Source organism: Bradyrhizobium algeriense, from assembly GCF_003062295.1.
In the GTDB taxonomy this organism is placed as follows: Bacteria; Pseudomonadota; Alphaproteobacteria; order Rhizobiales; family Xanthobacteraceae; genus Bradyrhizobium; species Bradyrhizobium algeriense.
The window spans coordinates 774,983-797,686 of sequence record NZ_PYCN01000001.1; the positions used below are offsets into that span (position 1 = coordinate 774,983).

At 63.3% G+C, this 22,704-nt stretch carries 18 protein-coding genes and 1 pseudogene; 17 read left to right on the top strand and 2 right to left on the bottom strand.

What is annotated here, in order from left to right; all coding sequences use genetic code 11:
- Nucleotides 1-4 precede the first annotated feature (4 nt).
- From lnt to trmB, 4 genes are all read left to right on the top strand, one after another.
- The gene (gene lnt / locus C7G61_RS03640) at nt 5-1,591 is read left to right on the top strand and encodes an apolipoprotein N-acyltransferase (RefSeq protein ID WP_108512843.1); all 1,587 of its coding nucleotides are present in this window, start codon (nt 5-7) and stop codon (nt 1,589-1,591) included.
- 239 nt (nt 1,592-1,830) lie between these two features.
- The gene (locus C7G61_RS03645; RefSeq protein ID WP_108512652.1) at nt 1,831-2,247 is read left to right on the top strand and encodes a helix-turn-helix domain-containing protein; all 417 of its coding nucleotides are present in this window, start codon (nt 1,831-1,833) and stop codon (nt 2,245-2,247) included.
- Between the two features lie 122 nt (nt 2,248-2,369).
- Nucleotides 2,370-3,497 carry a M20 family metallopeptidase gene (locus C7G61_RS03650; RefSeq protein WP_108512653.1) on the top strand — a complete coding sequence of 376 codons (1,128 nt, stop codon included), beginning with the start codon at nt 2,370-2,372 and terminating at the stop codon, nt 3,495-3,497.
- Nucleotides 3,497-4,237, top strand: a complete 741-nt coding sequence (gene trmB / locus C7G61_RS03655) for a tRNA (guanosine(46)-N7)-methyltransferase TrmB (RefSeq protein WP_244608113.1) — start codon at nt 3,497-3,499, stop codon at nt 4,235-4,237. The genes C7G61_RS03650 and trmB overlap by 1 nt, the downstream gene beginning before the upstream one ends.
- Nucleotides 4,238-4,452: 215 nt before the next feature.
- Here trmB and C7G61_RS03665 read toward each other — a convergent pair whose 3' ends face one another.
- On the bottom strand, nt 4,453-5,523 hold the full coding sequence (locus C7G61_RS03665; protein ID WP_108512655.1) for a DUF2336 domain-containing protein: 1,071 nt from the start codon (nt 5,521-5,523) through the stop codon (nt 4,453-4,455).
- Nucleotides 5,524-5,863: 340 nt separating this feature from the next.
- On the opposite strand from C7G61_RS03665, the gene rimP reads away from it, so the two are divergent.
- The 9 genes from rimP to C7G61_RS03710 all read left to right on the top strand — a co-directional run bounded on the left by rimP (nt 5,864) and on the right by C7G61_RS03710 (nt 17,279).
- Complete coding sequence (gene rimP / locus C7G61_RS03670; RefSeq protein ID WP_108512656.1) at nt 5,864-6,655, top strand: ribosome maturation factor RimP; 792 nt, start codon at nt 5,864-5,866, stop codon at nt 6,653-6,655.
- Nucleotides 6,656-6,658: 3 nt separating this feature from the next.
- Nucleotides 6,659-8,269: a transcription termination factor NusA gene (gene nusA / locus C7G61_RS03675; protein ID WP_108512657.1), complete on the top strand. Its 1,611-nt coding sequence runs from the start codon at nt 6,659-6,661 to the stop codon at nt 8,267-8,269.
- Between the two features lie 76 nt (nt 8,270-8,345).
- Nucleotides 8,346-9,023 carry an RNA-binding protein gene (locus C7G61_RS03680; RefSeq protein ID WP_108512658.1) on the top strand — a complete coding sequence of 226 codons (678 nt, stop codon included), beginning with the start codon at nt 8,346-8,348 and terminating at the stop codon, nt 9,021-9,023.
- A 77-nt stretch (nt 9,024-9,100) separates the two neighbouring features.
- Nucleotides 9,101-11,767 (top strand): translation initiation factor IF-2, encoded by a 2,667-nt coding sequence (infB, locus tag C7G61_RS03685; protein ID WP_108512659.1) that lies wholly within the window; start codon nt 9,101-9,103, stop codon nt 11,765-11,767.
- Between the two features lie 175 nt (nt 11,768-11,942).
- Nucleotides 11,943-12,356, top strand: coding sequence for a 30S ribosome-binding factor RbfA (gene rbfA, locus C7G61_RS03690; protein ID WP_108512660.1), 414 nt, complete (start codon nt 11,943-11,945; stop codon nt 12,354-12,356).
- Nucleotides 12,356-13,558, top strand: coding sequence for a tRNA pseudouridine(55) synthase TruB (gene truB, locus C7G61_RS03695; protein ID WP_108512661.1), 1,203 nt, complete (start codon nt 12,356-12,358; stop codon nt 13,556-13,558). The genes rbfA and truB overlap by 1 nt, the downstream gene beginning before the upstream one ends.
- A gap of 2 nt (nt 13,559-13,560) precedes the next feature.
- A complete protein-coding gene (gene rpsO, locus C7G61_RS03700; protein ID WP_108512662.1) occupies nt 13,561-13,830 on the top strand; it encodes a 30S ribosomal protein S15 in 270 nt (89 codons plus the stop codon).
- 320 nt (nt 13,831-14,150) lie between these two features.
- Nucleotides 14,151-16,304, top strand: a complete 2,154-nt coding sequence (gene pnp / locus C7G61_RS03705; protein WP_108512663.1) for a polyribonucleotide nucleotidyltransferase — start codon at nt 14,151-14,153, stop codon at nt 16,302-16,304.
- A 225-nt stretch (nt 16,305-16,529) separates the two neighbouring features.
- A complete protein-coding gene (locus tag C7G61_RS03710; protein ID WP_108512664.1) occupies nt 16,530-17,279 on the top strand; it encodes a superoxide dismutase in 750 nt (249 codons plus the stop codon).
- A gap of 86 nt (nt 17,280-17,365) precedes the next feature.
- Here C7G61_RS03710 and katG read toward each other — a convergent pair whose 3' ends face one another.
- Entirely contained in the window at nt 17,366-19,516 is a 2,151-nt protein-coding gene (gene katG / locus C7G61_RS03715) for a catalase/peroxidase HPI (RefSeq protein ID WP_190241638.1), read from the bottom strand.
- A 102-nt stretch (nt 19,517-19,618) separates the two neighbouring features.
- On the opposite strand from katG, the gene C7G61_RS03720 reads away from it, so the two are divergent.
- The 4 genes and pseudogenes from C7G61_RS03720 to C7G61_RS03735 all read left to right on the top strand — a co-directional run bounded on the left by C7G61_RS03720 (nt 19,619) and on the right by C7G61_RS03735 (nt 22,695).
- On the top strand, nt 19,619-20,545 hold the full coding sequence (locus C7G61_RS03720) for a LysR substrate-binding domain-containing protein (RefSeq protein WP_108512666.1): 927 nt from the start codon (nt 19,619-19,621) through the stop codon (nt 20,543-20,545).
- A gap of 36 nt (nt 20,546-20,581) precedes the next feature.
- A pseudogene (locus C7G61_RS03725) lies at nt 20,582-21,036 on the top strand (GNAT family N-acetyltransferase).
- Nucleotides 21,037-21,116: 80 nt separating this feature from the next.
- Entirely contained in the window at nt 21,117-21,926 is an 810-nt protein-coding gene (locus tag C7G61_RS03730) for a hypothetical protein (protein WP_108512667.1), read from the top strand.
- 172 nt (nt 21,927-22,098) lie between these two features.
- On the top strand, nt 22,099-22,695 hold the full coding sequence (locus tag C7G61_RS03735; protein WP_108512668.1) for a glutathione S-transferase family protein: 597 nt from the start codon (nt 22,099-22,101) through the stop codon (nt 22,693-22,695).
- The last annotated feature ends 9 nt before the right edge of the window (nt 22,696-22,704 follow it).

Below are 22,704 nucleotides of genomic sequence, written 5' to 3' on the forward strand. Positions count from 1 at the left end.
CCGCATGGCGGGACTTTCGATCATCCTTGCCTGGGGCTGGAAGCGCGCGGTGATCGCGCTTAGCGCCGGCATGCTGTCGGCGCTTGCGATGGCGCCGTTCAATGCCTGGCCGGTGCTGTTCGTGACCTTTCCGGTTGTGGTCTGGCTGATCGACGGGGCGGCGGCCGGAAAACGGCGCGGCGTGCCGGCGGCGGCGATGTCGGGCTTCTGGTTCGGGCTCGGCTATTTCGTGCCCGGGCTTTACTGGACCGGCAACGCCTTTCTGGTCGATGCGCCGACCTTCGCCTGGCTGATGCCGTTCGCGGTGCTCGGCCTGCCGGCCTACCTTGCCTTGTTTCCGGCGCTCGGCTTCGCGCTGGCGCGGCTGATCTGGACGCGGGATGCCTCGCGGGTGCTGGCGCTCGCGATCGGGCTCACGGTCAGCGAATGGCTGCGCGGCTATGTGCTGTCGGGCTTTCCCTGGAATGCCTTCGGCTACGCGCTGTCGGAGCCGCTGGCGCTGGCGCAGACGGCATCGCTGATCGGGCTGTGGGGCATGACCTTCCTCAGCGTAGCGATCTTTGCGAGCCCGGCGGCGCTGATTGACGGGTCTTCGCGCGGCCGAAAGCCCTGGCTCGCGCCGGTGGCGGCGCTGTCGCTGCTCATCGCGATGGGTGTCTACGGCGCTGCGCGGCTGGCGCTGCAGCCGACCGCATTGACCAAGGTCAGGCTGCGCATCATGCAGCCGAACCTGCAGCAGGACGTCAAATTCAACTACGCCGCCAAGGCGGAGGTGATGCAGAAATACCTTGCTCTGTCCGACCGCGCTTCCGGACCGCAATCCACCGGCGTGCGCGACGTGCAGATCCTGATCTGGCCGGAATCGGCTTTCCCGTTCTTCCTGACGCGGGAAGCGGACGCGATGGCGCAGATCGCCGAGCTGCTGCCAAAGGGCACGGTGCTGATGACCGGCTCGGTGCGTGCCCCGGACGGACCGCCCGGCGCCCGCGTCAGCCGCGCCTACAATTCAATATATGTGATCGACCATGACGGTGGCGTGCTGTCGGTCTACGACAAGCTGCATCTGGTGCCGTTCGGCGAATATCTGCCGTTTCAAGAGTGGATGGAAAAGCTCGGCTTCGTGCAGCTGACAAAGGTGCATGGCGGCTTCATTCCAGGCGCGCGGCGCCGCACGATGGAGATCCCGAATGCGCCGCGCGCGCTGCCGCTGATTTGTTATGAAGCGATTTTTCCCGGGAATATTGCAGCGCGTGATGACCGCCCCGGATGGATCGTCAACCTGACCAATGACGGCTGGTTCGGAAATTCGACGGGCCCCTATCAGCACCTGCAACAGGCGCGGCTCCGCGCCATCGAAGAGGGGCTGCCGATGGTGCGCGCTGCCAACACCGGCATCTCGGCGGTGATCGATCCCTCGGGACGAATTGTGGCACGGCTCGGTCTCGGCATCGAAGGCGTGCTCGATGCCAGCCTGCCGTCAGCGCTGCCGCCGACGATTTATGCTCGTCTTGGAGATATCCCGGCCGCCATCATCGTGGCCGCCGCCCTGATCTTCATCGCCAGACGCCGCGCGGCAAAGCAGGCTGCCTGAGATTTGCACATCGCCAATTGTCACTGGTTTACTAAAAAAGCTGACTGTGCGGTTCCACCAGTTGACAGACAGCCTGCGATTCGCTTTCTGCGGTTGCAAGAGAATAACAACAACCAGTCACTTCATTGCTCAGATCGTCCGCAATTCTACCCGATCCTCCGAGCAGATTTGACGGTATCGGCGCCTGGGGCACAGGCCTTCCACTGCCTCATTCCGGCGCCCATCCAGGAGCGATGCAGATGTCCACCAAAGCGCCCAATCCGGTTGACAAGTATGTCGGCAGCCGCGTCCGGATGCGCCGCATCATGCTGGGCATGAGCCAGGAAAAACTGGGCGAAGCGCTCGGCCTTACTTTCCAGCAGGTTCAGAAATACGAGAAAGGCACCAACCGGGTCGGCGCCAGCCGCCTGCAGCAGATATCCGAGATATTGCAGGTCCCGGTGTCGTTTCTGTTCGATGGCGGGCCGAGCGGCGCGGTGAATGGCAACGGCTTCGCCGAAGGCGCCTCCCCGGCCTACGTGTCCGATTTCCTCGCCACATCGGAGGGTCTCGCGCTGACGCGGGCGTTCACGCGCATCGGCGATTCCAAAATGCGGCGCTCGATCGTCGAGCTGGTCGAGCAGATCGCGTCGCGCGATGGCCCCGATCAGCGCTGATTTTCATCCGCGCCGGTTTGATAATTTCGTATTCTGGAATATGCCATCATTTCGGACGCGCGTTGGTGCGAGGCCGCGATGTGCAATTGCGCATCGGAGAATGACGCCGTATCGGATACGACATGACGACACCCAATCCGTTCGACTCCACGACGATCCTCAAGGGTATTCGCCGCTGGGTCGAGATCGAGACCCCCACCGAAGCGCCCGAGCAGGTCAACAAGCTCGCCGACCTCGTCGCTGAAAGCTATCGCGGCCTGCCCGCCACCGTGGAGCGGATCGCCGGGCACTCCGGCTGCGGCGATCATCTGGTGGCGCGCTCGTCATGGGGGCAGGACGCACCGGGAATCCTGGTGCTGAGCCATCTCGATACGGTACATCCGCTTGGCTTCATCGAGCGGCTGCCGTTCCGGATCGCGGGCGACAGCGCTTTCGGCCCGGGCATCTACGACATGAAGGGCGGCGCCTATCTCGCTTATCACGCGTTTCGCCAGGCTTGCACTGACGGCGCGCGGCCGTCGCTCGGCATCACCCAGCTCTATGTCTCCGATGAAGAGATCGGCAGCCCGACGTCGCGCGCGTTGATCGAGGCCGAGGGACGGAAAGCGAAATATGTGCTGGTCACCGAACCGGCGCGCGACGGCGGCAAGATCGTGACGGGGCGCAAGGGCGTCGGGCGCTTTGAGGTTTTCATCAAGGGCGTGCCCTCGCATGCCGGCACCAGGCCCGAGGACGGCCGCAGCGCCATCCGCGAACTCGGCAATGTCATCCAGACGCTGGCGGCGATGAACGATCTGGCGCGCGGCATCACCGTCAATGTCGGCGTGGTCCGCGGCGGCACAAAGCCGAACGTGGTCGCGGAGGAGGCCTATGCCGAGGTCGATTTGCGCGTGCCGACCATTTCGGATTCCGACGAGCTCACGGCGAAAATCCTCAATCTGAAATCGCGCACCGAGGGCGTCACCGTCAAGGTGATCGGCGAGTTGAACCGTCCGCCTTACGAAAAGAGCAATGCCGGCGCCGCGCTCTACGAGCATGCCAGAACGATTGCGGCGGAGATCGGTTTCGATCTGGTCGATACGTCGACCGGCGGCGGCTCCGACGGCAATTTCACCGCGCCGCATACCGCAACGCTGGACGGACTCGGCGTCGACGGCCAGGGCGCGCATACCCATTACGAGCAGATGTACATCTCCTCGATCGAGCCGAGGGCGCGGCTGTTGTACCGGCTGTACCAGACGCTGCGATGATGACCGCACCGCGTGATACCGGCGACCGCGACGCGACGCCGGATGATGGCGGCGCGGCGCATGCGCATGGCTCGTTCTTCGGCCGCCGCAAGGGTCACAAGCTCCGTATTCATCAGGCCGACCTGATCGACAATCTACTGCCGCATCTGGCGCTCGATATCGCAACGCCCGCGCCGGCGCGTCTCGCCGATCTCTTCGAAGGCGAGATCGATGATGTCAGGCTCGAAATCGGATTTGGCGGCGGCGAGCATCTGATCGCGGAGGCGCAAGCCTTTCCGAATATCGGGTTCATCGGCTGCGAGCCCTATGTCAACGGCATGGCGAAGATCCTGACGCAGATCGAAGCCCACAACATCGGCAATATCAGGCTCTATGCCGGCGACGCCGCGGAATTGCTGGCCTGGGCTCCGCCGCGATCGCTGGCGCGGATCGATCTGATCCATCCCGATCCCTGGCCGAAGCGGCGGCACTGGAAGCGGCGCTTCGTGCAGGACGCTACCGTCAACGCAATGGCGCGCATCCTCAAAGCGGGCGGCGAATTCCGTTTCGTCAGCGACATCGACGATTATTGCGCGTGGACGCTGGCGCATCTGATGCGCAGCTCCGATTTTCTCTGGACCGCGGAGCGCGCCATCGATTGGCAAAAGCCGTGGGACGGCTACACCATGACGCGCTACGGCCGCAAAGCCGAGCGCGAGGGACGCGTGGCAGCGTATCTGCGGTTTCGGCGGGTGGGGTAGAGCCGTCTTTCCGGGCGATGCGCAGCATCGAACCTCAGATGCGCAATTGCGCATCGGGGAACCTCGAGATTCTCAGGTGCGCAATTGCGCACCATAGTTCGCGCTATCGCGCGCCCCGGAATAACGGGAGAGAGTCAGTCCTTTGCCTCGGCATGCTTTCTTTGCGGAGATTGCTTCGCTGCCCCCGCAATGAAGTGCAAGCCGATAAGGCCGGATTACCGCGTCTTCCAGAACGCGACGACACGCTGGGCGGTCGAGGGCATCAGGCGCACGTAGTTGATCCGCGCGCTTTCGATGTCGGCGGGGGACGCCGTCCGGTTTGGACCGAGCCGAAGCAGGATCAGCGCGCGCACAGTCGCCCATTCGATATCGATGGACTTCCCGGCGATCAGGATCGGATCGTAGCGATCGCCACTGATCAGGCGATCCAGGGTTTCGATCTTGACGCCAGTCATCGCCGACAGCGCGGCGATCGACTCCTCGTATTTGAAGGCCCTGGCAAAATTGAGCAATGCGCCTTCGCCGAGCATGCCTTCGCGGTGGAGCTTCAGCACCGTGCGCTGCGCCGGCATGAAGTCGCGCCGCTCCTCGCGTTCGGACAGGCCGGTGATGGCGGCCATCGCCTGCTGGATGTCGGCCTGCCGCTCGGGCTTGACGACCTGGAACAGGCGGCGGCGGATAACGTCGATGGAGCCGGAGAGCAGCTCCTTCAGATGCGTAGGTGACAGATCGTCGCGCTGGCCAAGCCTGATCGTCAGCACGCCATCCTGGCCGGCGCGCTTGATCAGCGTCGAATAGCTGTTCTCGGAGAAGGCTGCGCCCGCATTGCCGGCGGTGCGCCTGATGACGTCGCGTTCGCCGCGGGCGACAATGACGTCGGTGAGATCGGCTGAAAGCGTCGGCCGTTCCGCCATCGCCAGCAGATGGCCCTGGCCCTTCATCGACGCGATTTCGACCAGCATCTTTTCGTCGATGACCGGCGAGCGGCGCAGCAGCGGGCCTGCAATGGTAATCTCATCTTCGTGGGCAAGCTGGCCGACCAGACCACGCGGCGCGTTCGCCAGCAGCGACAGGCGCTCGGCCAGCTCGGCGCGCGCTTCAATCTCGGCATGCGGGACAAGACTGGTCAGGACACCGTCGAACAGATCGACATGGTCGGAGCGGAAGCTCGCCGCCCCCTGCAAGAAAAGCTCGCTGATGCGGCGCGCGGCATCGGCGCGGCGCTTGGGGTCGCCACGACTGACAATGTCGTCGAGTTCCGGGATCAGCGATGGTGAAATTATCATAAACCCACTCAAACCGGCCTGAATTGGCTGGTTTTCGGGAAATCTAGGCAGGGTTCGTGAATGAAGGGTTAGACTTTGCTCCCGCTCGCAAAGCTTGGCAAAATCGGACTTAACGGGATCCCGGGCCTTGTCGGATTGTGCAAAAACCGCTATATCCGCCCCAACTTATGGTTCTCATACGATCGCGTATTGAGAGTGGGCCCCCCGGGACCCGCTCTTTTTTATTACCTGAACGAGCCCGGCCCAGAAGGGCCTTAAAGGCGCGGTTCGGGGAACCGGCCGGACCGCCGGTGAAGGCCCGGCCTAAACCCATGCAAGTAAGACGCTTTTGACCCTGGACATGACCGATCCAACTGCTGGTTCCGCGGATGCCGAGTTGCTGGCCGAGCCCCGTCTCGTCGTCGAGCCGGGCGCCGCCGCGCGGGTATCGGCGGTGGCCGGACCGGTTTTGCAGGGAATGGGCTACCGGCTGGTCCGGATCAAGATTTCAGGCGAGGCCGGCTGCACCGTCCAGATCATGGCCGAGCGGCCTGATGGTACGATGCAGATCGAGGATTGCGAGGCGATCTCGCGGGCGCTGTCGCCGGTGCTCGACGTCGCCGATCCGATCGACCGCGCCTACCGGCTGGAGATATCCTCGCCGGGCATCGATCGACCGCTGGTGCGCCGCTCCGATTTCGAGCGCTACGCCGGTCATCTCGTGAAGGTCGAGATGGCTGTGGCCCATCAGGGCCGCAAGCGTTTCCGTGGTACGCTCGGCGGCGTCGAAGGCGATGCCGTGCGGTTACATCGGGATGACATACGCGCGGGCGAAGATGCCGACGTGCTGCTGGTGATGGAAGACATTTCCGATGCGCGACTGGTTTTGACCGACGAATTGATTGCGGAATCGATGCGGCGCGGCAAGGCCGCCGAGCGCGAATTGAAACAGAATCTCGGGCTGGCGCCGCCACCGCCGCCGCACGCCAAAAAAAGCGACCCGGCCAGGAGCAACAAGCCGAAGCCCAAGACCGGAAGCAAGACTGGCAAGAAGCTGGAGCCCAAAAAGCCCGAGCCGACCAATACCAAGAAACACCGCCTCGCCGCAGAAAGACTGCGCAGAGGCGACCTCGATCCTACCGAAGGAGACTAGGCTATGGCCGTCAGTGCCAACAAACTCGAACTGCTGCAGATCGCAGACGCGGTCGCCCGCGAAAAGTCGATCGACCGCGGGATCGTGATCGCTGCGATGGAAGACGCCATCGCCAAGGCGGCCCGCGCCCGTTACGGCAGCGAGACCGACGTTCACGCCGAGATCGACGCCAAGAAGGGTGAGCTGCGGCTGTCGCGCCACATGCTTGTCGTCGAGCAGGTCGAGAACTCCTCGAACCAGATTTCGCTGGCGGACGCGCAGCGCGCCAACCCTGGCGCCCAGGTCGGCGACACCATCGCCGACACCCTGCCGCCGCTGGAATATGGCCGCATCGCCGCGCAATCCGCCAAGCAGGTGATCGTGCAGAAGGTCCGCGAAGCTGAGCGCGACCGGCAATACCAGGAATTCAAGGACCGCATCGGCGATATCGTCAACGGCGTCGTCAAGCGCGTCGAATATGGCAGCGTGATCGTCGATCTCGGCCGCGGTGAAGCCATCATCCGCCGCGACGAAATGCTGCCGCGCGAGGTGTTCCGCAACGGCGACCGCGTCCGCGCCTACATCTTCGATGTACGCCGCGAAACCCGCGGACCGCAGATCTTCCTCTCCCGCACCCATCCGCAATTCATGGCCAAGCTGTTCGCGCAGGAAGTGCCGGAAATCTATGACGGCATCGTCGAGATCAAGGCAGTGGCCCGCGATCCCGGCTCGCGCGCGAAAATCGGCGTGATTTCGAGGGATTCCTCGGTGGATCCGGTCGGCGCCTGCGTCGGCATGCGCGGCTCGCGCGTGCAGGCCGTGGTGAACGAACTGCAGGGCGAGAAGATCGACATCATTCCGTGGTCGCCCGACATCGCTACCTTTGTCGTCAACGCACTGGCGCCCGCCGAAGTCGCCAAGGTCGTGATCGACGAGGACCGCGAGCGGATCGAGGTCGTTGTCCCCGACACCAACAACCAGCTCTCGCTGGCGATCGGCCGCCGCGGCCAGAACGTGCGGCTTGCCTCGCAACTGACCGGCTGGGACATCGACATCCTCACCGAGCAGGAAGAATCCGAGCGCCGCCAGGCCGATTTCGAAAACTCGACCCGCGTCTTCATGGAAGCGCTGAACGTCGACGAGGTCGTTGGCCAATTGCTGGCGTCGGAAGGCTTTACCTCGGTCGAGGAACTCGCGCTGGTCGACGCCAAGGAACTGGCGGGCATCGAAGGCTTTGACGAAGAAACCGCCAACGAGCTGCAGAGCCGGGCGAGAGAATACCTGGAACAGCTCGAAACGGAGCTGGAAAACAAGCGTAAGGAGCTCGGCGTGGATGATGCTTTGAAGACGGTGCCCGGCGTGACCTCGAAGATGCTGGTCAAGTTCGGCGAGAACGACATCAAGTCCGTCGAGGACCTGGCGGGCTGTGCGACCGACGATCTGGTCGGCTGGACCGAGCGCAAGGAAGGCGGCGAGCCGACCAAGTTCCCCGGCATTCTCGACGCCAACGAGATCTCGCGCGACGATGCCGAGCGCATGATCATGCAGGCCCGCGTCATCGCCGGCTGGATCACCGAGGCCGAACTCGCCAAGCAATCCGAGGCGGCCGAGACCACCGAAGACCAGACGGCGTAAATGCGGGTGTTCCGCAAAACCGAAAATCTTTTCTGCGCGCAGACCGTGCGCAGATGACCGGAGCCACTAAACAGGCATGCTCGCTTTGGCTGACCCCGATCTCGACCATGGGCCGCGGACCGACAAGTCCGCGACCATGCGGATGTGCGCGGTCAGTCGCGAGGTCCGCCCGATCGACGAGCTGATCCGGTTTGTGGTGGCCCCGTCGGGCGAAGTAATCCCCGATTTGAAGCGAAAATTGCCCGGCCGCGGTATGTGGGTCCAGGCCTCGCGCCGGACCGTTGCGGAAGCGGTGCGGCGTCACCAATTTAAGCGAGGGTTCAAGCGCGACGTTCGGGTTGCACCGACCCTTCCCGCCGATACCGAGGCCCTGCTGGAACGAAGCTGCACCGAGGCGCTGGCCATGGCGGCCAAGGCCGGGCAGGTCATTTCCGGCTTTGCCAAGGTCGAGGGCCTGCTCGAACAGGGCAGGGCCGGAGCCCTGATCCACGCTTCCGACGGCGCGGCCGACGGAATCCGCAAATTGGACGCTATCGCCGGGCAAAGGACCGGAAATATCGGCGAATCGCGGGGTTTACCGATCGTTACCGCTTTAACCTCGGCGCAATTGGATTTGGCACTGGGCCGGTCAAATGTGATACATGCTGCGCTGCTCGCGGGCCCGGCGAGCAAAACGTTCCTGTCGCGCTGCCAGATCCTGGTTCGATACCGGATGGACGACGACAAGACCGGGGATGGCGGCCAGAAATTCTGACGGACGAAGATTGGTTCCGAAGCCTTGCTTCAATGACTGTGCGGATGCGCACAACGTAACGAGATTAGGACTGCTGAATGGTTGATACCAAAACGCCTGGCGACAAGACTCTGAGTGTTCCGACCAAGACCTTGACGCTGAAGCCGCGGGTCGAGACGGGCACCGTGCGCCAGAGCTTCAGCCATGGCCGGACCAAGCAGGTCGTGGTCGAGAAGCGTGGCAAGCGCCGCGTCGGCGGCGACGCGCCCGCCACCGAAACGCATGCGCCCGAACCGGTCGCCGCCAAGCCGGCGCCCGCTGCAAAGGCCCCCCTCTCCCGCCCCGCGGCAGCGCCCGGCGCAGCACGAAGCGGCTCCGGCGTGGTGCTTCGGACGCTAACGGAAGACGAGCGTTCGGCGCGCGCGAGCGCGCTGGCCGACGCCAAGGTGCGCGAAGTCGAGGAACGGCGGCTGGCCGAGGAAGAAGCCAAGCGCCGCGCCAGCCGTGAAGGCATCGAACAGGCCGAACGCGAAGCCGCCGAAGCCCGCCGCAAGGCCGAGGAAGAACGGCACCGGCTGGAAGAGGAAGCCAAGCGCAAGGCCGAAGTCGAAGCCAAGAAGCGATTTGGCGAGGCCGAGGCCAAGACCGCAACGGCGGCGACGACACCGGCACCCGCTGCAGCCCGACCGGCCGCAGCCCGCCCGGCTGGCGCCCGTCCGGCTACCGCGGCGGTGCCACCCGCGCGCGCTCCCGGCGTTGCCGCCGACGGTTCCGACGAGGATGAAGGTCCGCGCCAGATCCGTCGCGGCCCCGGCGGCGCCGTCCGTGCCGTGACGCCTCCGAAGACGACCCACAAGCCGGGTCCGCAGAAGGAACGCGGCCGTCTGACGCTGGTCACCGCGCTCAATGCCGACGACGTGCGCGAGCGTTCGATCGCCTCGTTCCGCCGCCGCACCCAGCGCCTGAAGGGCCACGCCGCGAACGAGCCGAAGGAAAAGCTTATTCGTGAAGTGGTGATCCCGGAAGCGATCACGATCCAGGAACTCGCCAACCGCATGTCGGAACGCGCGGTCGACGTCATCCGCCTGCTGATGAAGCAGGGCGCGATGCACAAGATCACCGACGTGATCGACGCCGACACCGCGCAGTTGATCACCGAGGAAATGGGCCATTCCGTCAAGCGCGTCGCCGCGTCCGACGTCGAAGAGGGCCTGTTCGACGTCGTCGACGATTCCACCGATACCGAGCCGCGCTCGCCGGTCGTCACCGTGATGGGCCATGTCGACCACGGCAAGACCTCGCTGCTCGACGCGCTTCGCCACGCCAACGTGGTGTCGGGCGAAGCCGGCGGCATCACCCAGCATATCGGCGCCTATCAGGTGACCTCGCCGGAAAGCGGCAAGAAGATCACCTTCATCGATACGCCCGGCCACGCCGCGTTCACCGCGATGCGCGCGCGCGGCGCCAAGGTCACCGATATCGTGATCCTGGTGGTGGCGGCCGATGACGGCGTCATGCCGCAGACGGTGGAAGCGATCAACCACGCCAAGGCGGCGAAGGTTCCGATGATCGTCGCGATCAACAAGATCGACAAGCCCGACGCCAAGCCGGAACGTGTGCGCACCGAACTGCTGCAGCACGAGGTTCAGGTCGAATCGTTCGGCGGTGAAGTCGTCGACGTCGAGGTTTCCGCCAAGAACAAGACCAATCTCGACAAGCTGCTCGAGATGATCGCGCTGCAGGCCGAACTGCTCGACCTCAAGACCAACTCGGAACGCCCCGCAGAAGGCACCGTGATCGAAGCCAAGCTCGATCGCGGCCGCGGTCCGGTGGCGACCGTGCTGGTGCAGCGCGGCACGCTCAAGGTCGGCGACATCATCGTGGCCGGCGCCGAAATGGGCCGCGTCCGCGCGCTGATTTCGGACCAGGGCGAGAACCTCGACGAAGCCGGACCTTCGGTGCCGGTCGAAGTGCTGGGCTTCAACGGCCCGCCGGAAGCCGGCGACCGCCTCGCCGTGGTCGAGAACGAAGCCCGCGCCCGCCAGGTCACGAGCTATCGCGCCCACCAGAAGCGCGAGAACGCCGCCGCCTCGATTTCCGGCATGCGCGGCTCGCTCGAGCAGATGATGTCGCAGCTCAAGACCGCGGGCCGCAAGGAATTCCCGCTGATCGTGAAAGCCGACGTGCAGGGCTCGCTCGAAGCCATTCTGGGTTCGCTGGAGAAACTCGGCACCGACGAAGTCGCAGCCCGCATCCTGCATGCGGGCGTCGGCGGCATCTCCGAATCCGACGTCACGCTGGCGGAAGGTTTCAACGCCGCAATCATCGGCTTCTCGGTGCGCGCCAACAAGGAAGCCGCGGCGGCTGCCAAGCGCAACGGCATCGAAATCCGCTACTACAACATCATCTACGATCTCGTGGACGACATCAAAAAGGCGATGTCCGGCCTGCTCGCGCCGACGCTGCGCGAAACCATGCTGGGCAATGCGCAGATCCTGGAAGTGTTCAATATTTCCAAGGTCGGCAAGGTCGCCGGCTGCCGCGTCACCGACGGCACCGTGGAACGCGGCGCCAATGTGCGCCTGATCCGCGACAACGTCGTCGTGCACGAAGGCAAGCTTTCGACGCTGAAGCGTTTCAAGGATGAAGTGAAGGAAGTGCAGTCCGGCCAGGAATGCGGCATGGCGTTCGAAAATTACGGCGACATGCGTGTCGGCGACGTGATCGAGTGTTATCGCGTGGAGACCATCCAGCGCTCTCTGTAAGTCCAAGTCTTACGAAGAGCCTCGGATTTTATTGAAGTAAACCGTCATGCCCCGCCTTGTGCGCAATTGCGCACTGGGGCGGGGCATCCAGTAGTCAGCGCAATTAACTTCGGCCACGGAATGCTGGATCACCTGCCCATAAGGCGGGTGATGACGACAATTGGGATTTCCGACAATGCCTCGCCATCATACCAAGGGTTCCGCCCCCGGCGGCTCGCAACGGCAATTGCGCGTCGGCGAGACCGTGCGCCATGCCGTCGCCGATATTCTGTCGCAGGGTAACGTGCACGATCCCGACCTGGAGGGCCAAATCATCACCGTTCCCGAGGTGAGGATGTCGCCTGACCTGAAGCTTGCGACGATTTACGTGATGCCGCTCGGCGGCCGCGATACCGATGTCGTGCTCGCGGCGCTCGCGCGTAACAAAAAGTTTCTGCGCGGCGAGATCGCTCACCGCGTTAACCTGAAATTTGCCCCTGACCTTCGCTTTCGCGTCGACGAACGATTCGACGAAGCGGAACGGATCGAGAAATTACTGAGAACACCTGCGGTGCAAAGAGACCTCGCACCCGATTCGGACGACAAGTGATGATTATGCCCACCGCCAACGGCGGGATTGCGCAGCAAACTGCCGATTCGCAGGACACCGAAAAAAATATTTTTTCCAGTGAGTCGCATGGCGACGACCAAGGTCGCGCTAGCGACGACGAACGTCGCGCCGGCGGCGACGACAAGGGTCGCGCTGGCGACGGCGAGCGCCGCCTCGATGAAGGCCAGCGCCGCGGCAACAACGATCCACGCCACACCAAGCAGCCGCGCCAGAACAACCAGCCCCGCCGCGACAAGCGCGACGTTCATGGCTGGGTAATTCTCGACAAGCCGATCGGCATGACCTCGACGCACGCGGTTGCCGTGCTCAAGCGCCTGTTCCAGGCCAGGCGCGCCGGCCATGCCGGCACGCTCGATCCTTTGGCGTCCGGCGGCCTGCCGATCGCGCTCGGCGAGGCCACCAAGACGGTTCCCTTCGTGATGGATGGCCGCAAGCGCTACCGCTTCACGGTCGCCTGGGGCGAGGAGCGCGATACCGACGATACCGAGGGCCGGGCGACCCAGACCAGCGAGCTGCGGCCGTCCGCCGACGCGATCCGGGCCCTGCTGCCGCGCTTCACCGGCCTGATCGAGCAGATCCCGCCGCAATATTCCGCGATCAAGGTTCAGGGCGAACGCGCCTATGACCTGGCGCGGGACGGCGAAACCGTCGAATTGAAGCCCCGCCCGGTCGAGATTCACGAATTAACCCTTGTAGAACATGGAGATAACGGCCAGTCCGTGTTCGAGGCGGAGTGCGGCAAGGGCACCTATGTCCGGGCGCTGGCCCGCGATATCGGCCGGATTCTGGGCTGTTTCGGCCATATCTGCGCGTTGCGGCGGACTTTGGTCGGCCCATTCCGCGAGACGGACATGATTCCGCTGGAAGAGTTGGAGGCTTTATGCAATAGAGCCGCGTCTGGCGAGGGAAGCCTCGCCGACGCGCTTTTGCCCGTTGAGACCGCGCTGGACGACATCCCGGCACTGGCCGTCACACGGGCTGATGCGGCAAGGCTTCACAGGGGCCAGGCCGTTTTGTTGCGCGGACGGGATGCGCCCAATAGTAGCGGCACAGTCTATGTCACGGTGGCAGGCCGGCTTCTGGCCCTCGCCGAAATTGGCAATGGCGAACTCATCCCCAAGCGCGTGTTCAACCTGACCGGACTGACTGCCAGTCCCGGTCGCAGCAATGAGAGAGTTTGACGATGTCGATTACCGCCGAACGCAAAGCGGAAGTCATCAAGACGAATGCCAACAAAGCCGGCGACACCGGTTCGCCCGAGGTGCAGGTTGCGATCCTGTCGGAACGCATCAACAATCTCACGGGCCACTTCAAGAGCCACGTGAAGGACCATCATTCACGCCGCGGCCTTCTGAAGCTCGTGCAGACGCGCCGTTCCCTTCTCGACTACATCAAGAGGAAGGACGAGGCGCGCTACAAGGCGTTGCTCGAAAAGCATAACATTCGTCGTTGATTTGAGAGAGTACGCGCGCTGTCTGCGCGCGTTTTCGCATGATCTTCCGAACAAACGGACTCCGAATTTTTCGGGGACGATCATGCGCAAGGGCATCATCCGAAAATGGATCATGCCCGACAAACGTCCAGCAGCAATCCGGCCGCTGGACAGGGCAAGGTGCCCGTGACTGCCGAGAGGATGGACGCCATCCGAAAGATAAAGACCATGGCAGGATCGCCGAACGCTGATCTCGTATTGCGATCAGCGTCCCGCAATCTTGCGCATGGTCTTTGTGTTTTTGGGCGCCGCTCTCTCGTGAACCCATGAAAGAAACCACTATGTTCAATAAGCATTCCGTCGAGATCGACTGGGGTGGACGTCCCCTCAAGCTGGAAACCGGCAAGATCGCCCGTCAGGCCGACGGCGCCGTGCTCGCCACCTATGGCGAGACCATCGTCCTCGCCACCGTCGTCGCCGCCAAGACGCCGCGCGAAGGCGTCGATTTCCTGCCGCTGACCGTCGACTATCAGGAAAAGACCTACGCCGCGGGCCGCATTCCCGGCGGCTACTTCAAGCGCGAGGGCCGTCCGACCGAAAAGGAGACGCTGGTCTCCCGCTTGATCGACCGCCCGATCCGCCCCCTGTTCGTTGACGGCTGGCGCAATGAAACCCAGGTGATCGTGACGACGCTGTCGCACGACATGGAAAACGATCCTGATATCCTGGCGCTGGTCGCCTCCTCGGCGGCGCTGACGATATCCGGCGCTCCGTTCAAGGGCCCGATTGGCGCGGCCCGCGTCGGCTTCATCAACGACGAGTATGTGCTCAACCCGACGCTCGACGAAATGGTCGAGACCCAGCTCGACCTGGTCGTCGCCGGCACTGCGGATGCCGTGTTGATGGTGGAATCGGAAGCCAAAGAGCTCAACGAAGACATCATGCTCGGCGCCGTGATGTTCGGCCACCGCCACTTCCAGCCGGTGATCAAGGCGATCATCGAACTGGCCGAGAAAGCCGCCAAGGAGCCGCGCGAAGTCAAGGTCGTCGACGAAAGCGCGCTTGAAAAGGAAATGCTCGGCCTGATCGAGCAGGAGCTGCGCGCAGCCTACGCCATTCCGATCAAGCAGGACCGCTACGCCGCGGTCGGCAAGGCCAAGGAAAAGGTGATGGCGCACTACTTCCCGGAAGGGCAGGAGCCGAAATACGACAAGCTGCGCATCGCCGCCGTGTTCAAGGAACTCGAATCCAAGATCGTTCGCTGGAACATCCTCGACACCGGCAAGCGCATCGACGGCCGCGACGCCAAGACGGTGCGCAACATCATCGCCGAAGTCGGCGTCTTGCCGCGCGCCCACGGTTCGGCGCTGTTCACCCGTGGTGAAACCCAGGCGATGGTCGTAACCACGCTCGGTACCGGCGAGGACGAGCAGTACATCGACGCGCTGTCGGGAACGTACAAAGAGACGTTCCTGCTGCACTACAACTTCCCTCCCTACTCGGTCGGTGAAACCGGACGCCTCGGCGGCACCAAGCGCCGCGAGATCGGCCACGGCAAGCTCGCCTGGCGTGCGATCCACCCCGTCCTGCCGCCGCACCACGAATTCCCCTACACGGTGCGCGTGGTCTCCGAGATCACCGAATCCAACGGCTCGTCGTCGATGGCCTCGGTGTGCGGCGCCTCGCTGGCGCTGATGGATGCGGGCGTTCCCTTGAAGCGGCCGACCGCGGGTATCGCGATGGGTCTCATTCTGGAAGGTTCGCGCTTTGCGGTTCTGTCCGACATCCTCGGCGACGAGGATCATCTCGGCGACATGGACTTCAAGGTGGCCGGCACCGACCAGGGCATCACCTCGCTGCAGATGGACATCAAGATCGAGGGCATCACCGAGGAGATCATGAAGGTCGCGCTCGGCCAGGCCAAGGACGGGCGTATCCACATCCTCGGCGAAATGTCCAAGGCGCTGACCAATGCCCGTGCCGAGCTCGGCGAATACGCGCCGCGCATCGAAACCTTCAAGATCGCCACCGACAAGATCCGTGAAGTGATCGGCACCGGCGGCAAGGTGATCCGCGAGATCGTCGAGAAGACCGGCGCCAAGGTCAACATCGAGGACGACGGCACCGTCAAGGTCGCCTCCAACGACGGCGAGGCGATGAAGGCCGCGATCAAGTGGATCAAGTCGATCGCCTCCGATCCGGAGATCGGCCAGATCTACGAAGGCACCGTGGTCAAGGTGATGGAGTTCGGCGCGTTCGTGAACTTCTTCGGCGCCAAGGACGGCCTGGTCCACATCAGCCAGCTCGCTTCGGCGCGCGTGCAGAAGACCTCCGACGTCGTCAAGGAAGGCGACAAGGTCAAGGTCAAGCTGCTCGGCTTCGACGACCGCGGCAAGACCCGGCTGTCGATGAAGGTGGTCGATCAGGCCACCGGCGAGGACCTCGAGGCCAAGCAGAAGGCTGAAGCGCCGCAGCGCGAAGCCGCCGGCGAGTAAGGTATCGCTGGAATGTGAACAAGGGGCGGCCGAAAGGCCGCCCTTTTTTGTTATCCGCCTGCGTTACATTGGGAGTATTGAGGCACCTGTGCGGTTCCGCCGCAGGGCGCGAGGACAGAAAACGAAACCCGATTCCGATAGTCACCCGTAGCTTGCCGCGCGCAGCGGCGTATGGCGTCCCGTTCACAGGTATCCAACCAATTGCCCACAGGTAAGGAGAAATCGATGTCATTCATATCCCGGCGCCAACTGATGTTTGCCGCAACCGGTGTCGCTGCCATGGCCGCGACCCCGCGCATCGTCTTCGCGCAGGCCGCGGCGCCCGCCCCCGCGCCTGCCGCCGCAACCGGCCCATTCACGCTGCCGCCGCTGACCTATCCGACCAATGCGTTCGAACCCCATATCGACGCCAAGACGATGGAAATCCATCACGGCAAGCACCACGCGGCCTATGTCGCCAACCTCAATAACGTCGCCAAGACCAATCCGCAGTTGGGAACGGCGAAGATAGAGGACGTGCTCGGTAATCTGAATGCGCTCGACGACAGCATCAAATTCACCGTCCGCAACAATCTCGGCGGCCACGCCAACCACACCATGTTCTGGGAGATCATGGGCCCGAACGGCGGCAAGCCGGAGGGCGAGGTGCTGGCCGCGATCGACAAGGATCTCGGCGGCATGGAAAAATTCCAGAGCGACTTCAATGCCGCCGGCGGACGTCAGTTCGGCTCGGGCTGGGTGTTCGTGACCGTGGCCAAAGACGGCAAGCTCGCGATCGAGACCCGCCCGAACCAGGACAACCCGATGATGGACGGCAAGCGCGCTTTGATGGGCAACGACGTCTGGGAGCACGCTTACTATCTGAACTACCAGAACCGCCGCGCCGATTATCTCAAGGCGTGGTGGAACACGGTGAACTGGGCCAAGATCGCCGAGCGCTATGCGGCGGCGAAGGCCGGCACGCTCGGCGCGTGATCGTATGCCATGTGAAAAGGGCGGCCTCTCGGCCGCCCTTTTTGTTTAGAGCATGACTTCGCGCAAACTGCGCGAGCTTTCTCGGATCAGGCGACCTCGAAACGATCGAGGTTCATCACCTTGGTCCATGCCGCCACGAAATCCCTGGCGAACTTCTCCTTCGAGTCCGTGCACGCATAGACTTCCGCGAACGCGCGGAGCTGCGCCTGCGAACCGAAGATGAGGTCGACGCGGGTACCGGTCCACTTGACCGCATTGGTCTTGCGGTCGCGGCCCTCATACGCGCCGTCGGAGCCGGCGGGCTGCCATTGCGTGCTCATATCGAGCAGGTTGACGAAGAAGTCGTTCGTCAGTGTGCCCGGTTTGCTCGTGAACACGCCGTGCTTGGATCCGCCGAAATTCGCGCCGAGCACGCGCAGGCCACCAACGAGAACCGTCATCTCGGGTCCCGTCAACCGCAGCAATTGCGCCCGGTCCACCAACGCCTCTTCAGGCTTCATGAACTGATGCTTCTTGCTGCTGACAAAGTTGCGGAAGCCGTCGGCACGCGGCTCGAGCGGCGCGAAGGATTCGACGTCGGTTTGATCCTGCGACGCATCCATGCGGCCCGGCGTGAAGGGCACCTTCACGTCTAGCCCGGCGTCCTTTGCGGCCTTTTCGACCGCAGCACTGCCGCCGAGAACGATCAGGTCGGCCAGCGAAACCTTCTTGCCGAACTCCTTCTGGATCGCTTCGAGCGTCGAGAGCACCGTCTTGAGCTCGGCCGGCTGGTTAACCTCCCAGTCCTTCTGCGGGCTGAGACGAATGCGCGCGCCGTTCGCGCCGCCGCGCTTGTCGGAGCCGCGGAACGTCGACGCCGACGCCCATGCGGTCGTGACAAGCTGGGAGACCGACAGGCCGGAGCCGAGAATCTTCGCCTTCAGCGCCGCGATATCAGCCTCGCCGATCAGCGGATGATCCACCGCCGGGATCGGGTCCTGCCAGATCAGCGTTTCCTTCGGCACCAGCGGGCCGAGGTAGCGCGCGATCGGGCCCATGTCGCGGTGCGTGAGCTTGAACCAGGCCCGCGCGAACGCGTCGGCGAACTGGTCCGGATGCTCGTAGAAGCGCCGCGAGATCTTCTCATAGGCCGGATCGAAGCGCAGCGACAGGTCGGTGGTCAGCATGGTCGGCACATGCTTCTTCGACTTGTCGTAGGCGTCCGGGATCGAGGCTTCCGCGCCTTTCGCCTTCCACTGCTTGGCCCCGGCCGGGCTCTGGGTCAGCTCCCATTCGTTTTCGAACAGGTTCTTGAAGAATAAATTGCTCCACTTGGTCGGCGTCTGCACCCAGGTGACTTCCGGGCCGCCGGTGATCGCGTCGGCGCCGACTCCCGTGCCATACTTGCTCTTCCAGCCGAGGCCCTGATCCTCCAGCGCACCGCTTTCCGGGTCCGGTCCCACCAGCGACGGATCGCCGGCGCCGTGGGTCTTGCCGAAGGAGTGGCCGCCGGCAATCAGGGCGACGGTTTCTTCGTCGTTCATCGCCATGCGGAAGAACGTTTCGCGGATGTCCTTGGCCGCCGCGAGCGGGTCCGGATTGCCGTTCGGCCCTTCCGGATTGACGTAGATGAGGCCCATCTGCACGGCGCCCAGGGGTTCGGCGAGCTGGCGTTCGCCGCTATAGCGTTCATCGCCGAGCCACGTGCCTTCAGGCCCCCAGAACAGCTCTTCGGGCTCCCAGACGTCGGCGCGGCCGCCGGCGAAGCCGAAGGTCTTGAAGCCCATCGATTCGAGGGCGACGTTGCCGGCGAGAATCATCAGGTCGGCCCACGAGAGTTTGCGGCCGTATTTCTGCTTGACCGGCCACAATAGCCGGCGCGCCTTGTCGAGGTTGGCGTTGTCAGGCCAGCTATTCAGCGGCGCGAAGCGCTGCTGACCCGCACCCGCACCGCCGCGGCCATCCGTGATGCGGTAGGTGCCCGCGCTGTGCCACGCCATGCGGATCATCAGGCCGCCATAGTGACCGAAATCGGCCGGCCACCATTCCTGCGATTCCGTCATCAAGGCGTGCAGGTCCTTGATCACGGCGTTGAGGTCGAGGGTCTTGAATTCCTTGGCGTAGTCGAACGCCTCGCCCATCGGATCGGACAGAGTGGAATTGCGGTGGAGAATCGAAACGTCCAGCGCGTCCGGCCACCAGTCGCGGTTCTTAGGTCCGCGCGAGCCCGTGAACGGGCATTTGGTTTGGTCATCCATGGTCGTCTCCTGGGGTGGTCCCTGTTCAGATTGGAGGCAATCTAAGCACGGCATCCCATCAGGTAAAGTTGATTTTAATGATCGAGCCGATAAGATGTTCTGATGATCCAGATGACGCTCAGACAGCTTCGCTACTTCGATGCGCTGGCACGTCACGGCCATTTCGGACGTGCGGCGGAGGCGTGTTCCATCTCGCAGCCGGCGCTGTCGATGCAGATCAAGGAAATGGAGGAAACCCTCGGCGGCGTGCTGCTGGAGCGAAGCGCGCGGCAGGTGACGCTGACGAAATTCGGCGAGGAGATCGTCCAGCGCGTCCGCGAGATCCTGCGATCGGTCGATGAACTCGGCGATTTTGCACGCGCGTCGCGGGACCGGCTCGCGGGCCGGCTGCGCATCGGCATGATCCCGACGATTGCACCCTATCTGCTGCCGAAGGTGATCGAAAACCTCGCGCGGATGCATCCGGAACTCGACATTCATGTCCGCGAGACGCTGACGCCGAGGCTGATCAAGGAGGTGGTCGAAGGCCGGCTGGATACGGCGATCGTGGCGCTGCCGGTATCCGAGCCTTCGCTGACCGAAGTCGTGTGTTTTTCTGAAAACTTCCTGCTGGTGCGGCCGGGCGAGGACGAGGGAACGCCGGTGCCGAGCCACGAGACGCTGCGCGAGATGCGCCTTTTGCTGCTCGAAGAGGGACATTGCTTCCGCGATCAGGCGCTGTCGTTCTGCAACATGCAGTCGCCGCCACGCGAAGTGCTGGACGCGAGCTCGCTGTCGACGCTCGTTCAAATGGTCGGCGCCGGCATCGGCGTCACCCTGATCCCGGAAATGGCGGTCACGGTGGAAACACGCTCAGCGACGGTCTCGGTCGCCCGCTTCAGGAATCCGCAGCCCTCGCGAACCATCGGCATGGTCTGGCGCAAGACGAGTCCGCTCGCCGCACAGCTCCAACAGATCTCCGAAGTGGTTTGTCTCGCAGCCGATGCGTTGCGCGAACAGCGCAAGGCGAAATCGCCATCGCGGAAATAAAAGGCCTGACGAGCCACGAGCCTCGGAGATACCGCCTTGTCACAAATCATCATCCGCCCTGCCTACGCATCCGAGTATGACCAGGTCGCCCGCGTCTGGATGGACAGTTAGGTCTCGACCGGGCTGGAAGACCCAGCGACTCCCTGCTGGAAAAATTGCGCGCGCGGGTCCCGATGGAAGTAGAAAAGGGCTGGAGCCTCTACGTCGCCGACGACAATGGAAGATTGGCGGCAATGCTGGCGATGCATCTGCCCGACCGCTATCTCGACCAACTATTCGTCGCGCCAGAATATCAGGGCAACAGTCTCGGCCGCCGCCTGCTCGCCTTCACGCGCGAACGTCTGCCGGATGAAATCTGGCTGCGCTGCGCGCGTGAGAACGAAAAGGCCTGGCGCTGGTACGAACGCGAAGGCTTTGTGTTCGAGAACGAGCAGGTCGAGCCGAAGATGGGCCGCATGATGAAGTATTATCGTTGGAGGAAATCGGCCTGAAAGCCATCGCTCGGCTTGCGGACGGCGCTCGCACGCTCTAGTTTGCGTGTTCTATCCCGTCAACCGTCATTGTTCAGGCCATGCTCCGTAGCTTCGCTGCTGCCGCCATCTTCGTGTTATGCTTCACGATAGCCGGATGGGCCCAATCTCCATCAGCGACGAGTGCCCCGGCGACATCGACGCCCGCCAGCTCAGTCGCAAAGAAGGCGGCGCCCAAGACAAAGCCAGCGGAAAGTGGATCGTGCCAGATCGGCGTCATTCCGATCGCCGGCAACCTGTTCCTCGTCGAGAAGTTCGGGCCCCTCACGTTCACAGACACCTATGAACGGGTGTCGGTCGATGGGTGGGCACTTGACGAGTTGGTGGTCTCGCGCGTTCGGGCCGCGGCACCCGGCATGTCGGTGCGGCGAATTCCCTTCACGAAAGAGGAACTCGCAAACTACCCAAGACCCGCTTTCCGCTTCCGCCGCGACGAGACCATCGAGAAATTCGCCAAGTATGTCGCCCGGGGAAGGAATTGCGAGCGTTACGTTCTCGTGCACAGGCATGGTGGCAGCCAGCGGGAATTCGGCATTGGTATTTCGAAGCACTACCTCGGCAGCAATGCGAACCTCTTCGCCATGATGTACATCCGCGTCTATGACGGACGAACCTTTCAATTGATCAATGAGGCGCCGGCATTGATGGAAGAGGACACGTACGCAAACCGTTTCAAATACCATCTCGGAGGCCCCTCCCGTCCGATCGATCTCGCGATGTTTCCGGAGAAGGCTGCCGATGCCGCCAAGAGCCCGGTGCTGCGCGACGGCGTACGGCAGATGCTGACGGTAAGCCTCGACAGGACCCTGCCCGGAATGCTTCGACCTCAGTCCCGTGAAGCGGCACGGTAGTTGACTTCCACGACCGGCCGGAGATCGCGTACCGATCGGCCGTGCGAAATAAGATTGACCAACATGTCGCCCGATAGCGGCCTGTCCAGCCCAGACGTAGTGCGTTGCCAATTCGCGGCCAACGCGCAAAACAAGGCACCTGTCATCTCACGACGATGAAAGGTTCCGCCCCATGATCAAGCTCTATTGGTCGCCGCGCTCGCGCTCGATCTCCGCGATCTGGCTGCTCGAAGAAACCGGGCTGCCTTACGAACGCGTGCTGACCGACATTTCGACCGGCGCGCAGAAGGCGCCGGAGTATCTAGCTATCAATCCGATGGGCAAGGTGCCGGGACTGAAGGATGGCGACGCCGCGCTCGGCGAAGCGGCCGCGATCTGCGCCTATATTGCCGACCGCTATCCCGAAACCAAGCTGGCGCCAGCCATCACCGATCCGCTGCGCGCAAGATATCTGCAGTGGCTGTTCTTTTCGCCAAGCTGCATCGAGCCGGCGCTGATCCAGCTCTTCACCAAGCTGGAGGTACCGGCAAGCACGGCGGCGTGGGGCAGCGCGACGCAAACCTTCGACGTGCTCGACGCCGCCCTGCAGAAGGGGCCGTGGATTCTCGGCGAGAAGTTTTCGGCCGCTGACATCATGCTCGGCTCCGGGTTGAACTTTGCGGTGCGGATGTTCAAGATGGTGCCGCCACGGCCGTCGTTCGACGCCTATATCGACCGCTGCACGGCGCGCCCGGCATTCCAGCGCGCGGAGAAGATTGCGGACAGGTGAGATAGATTT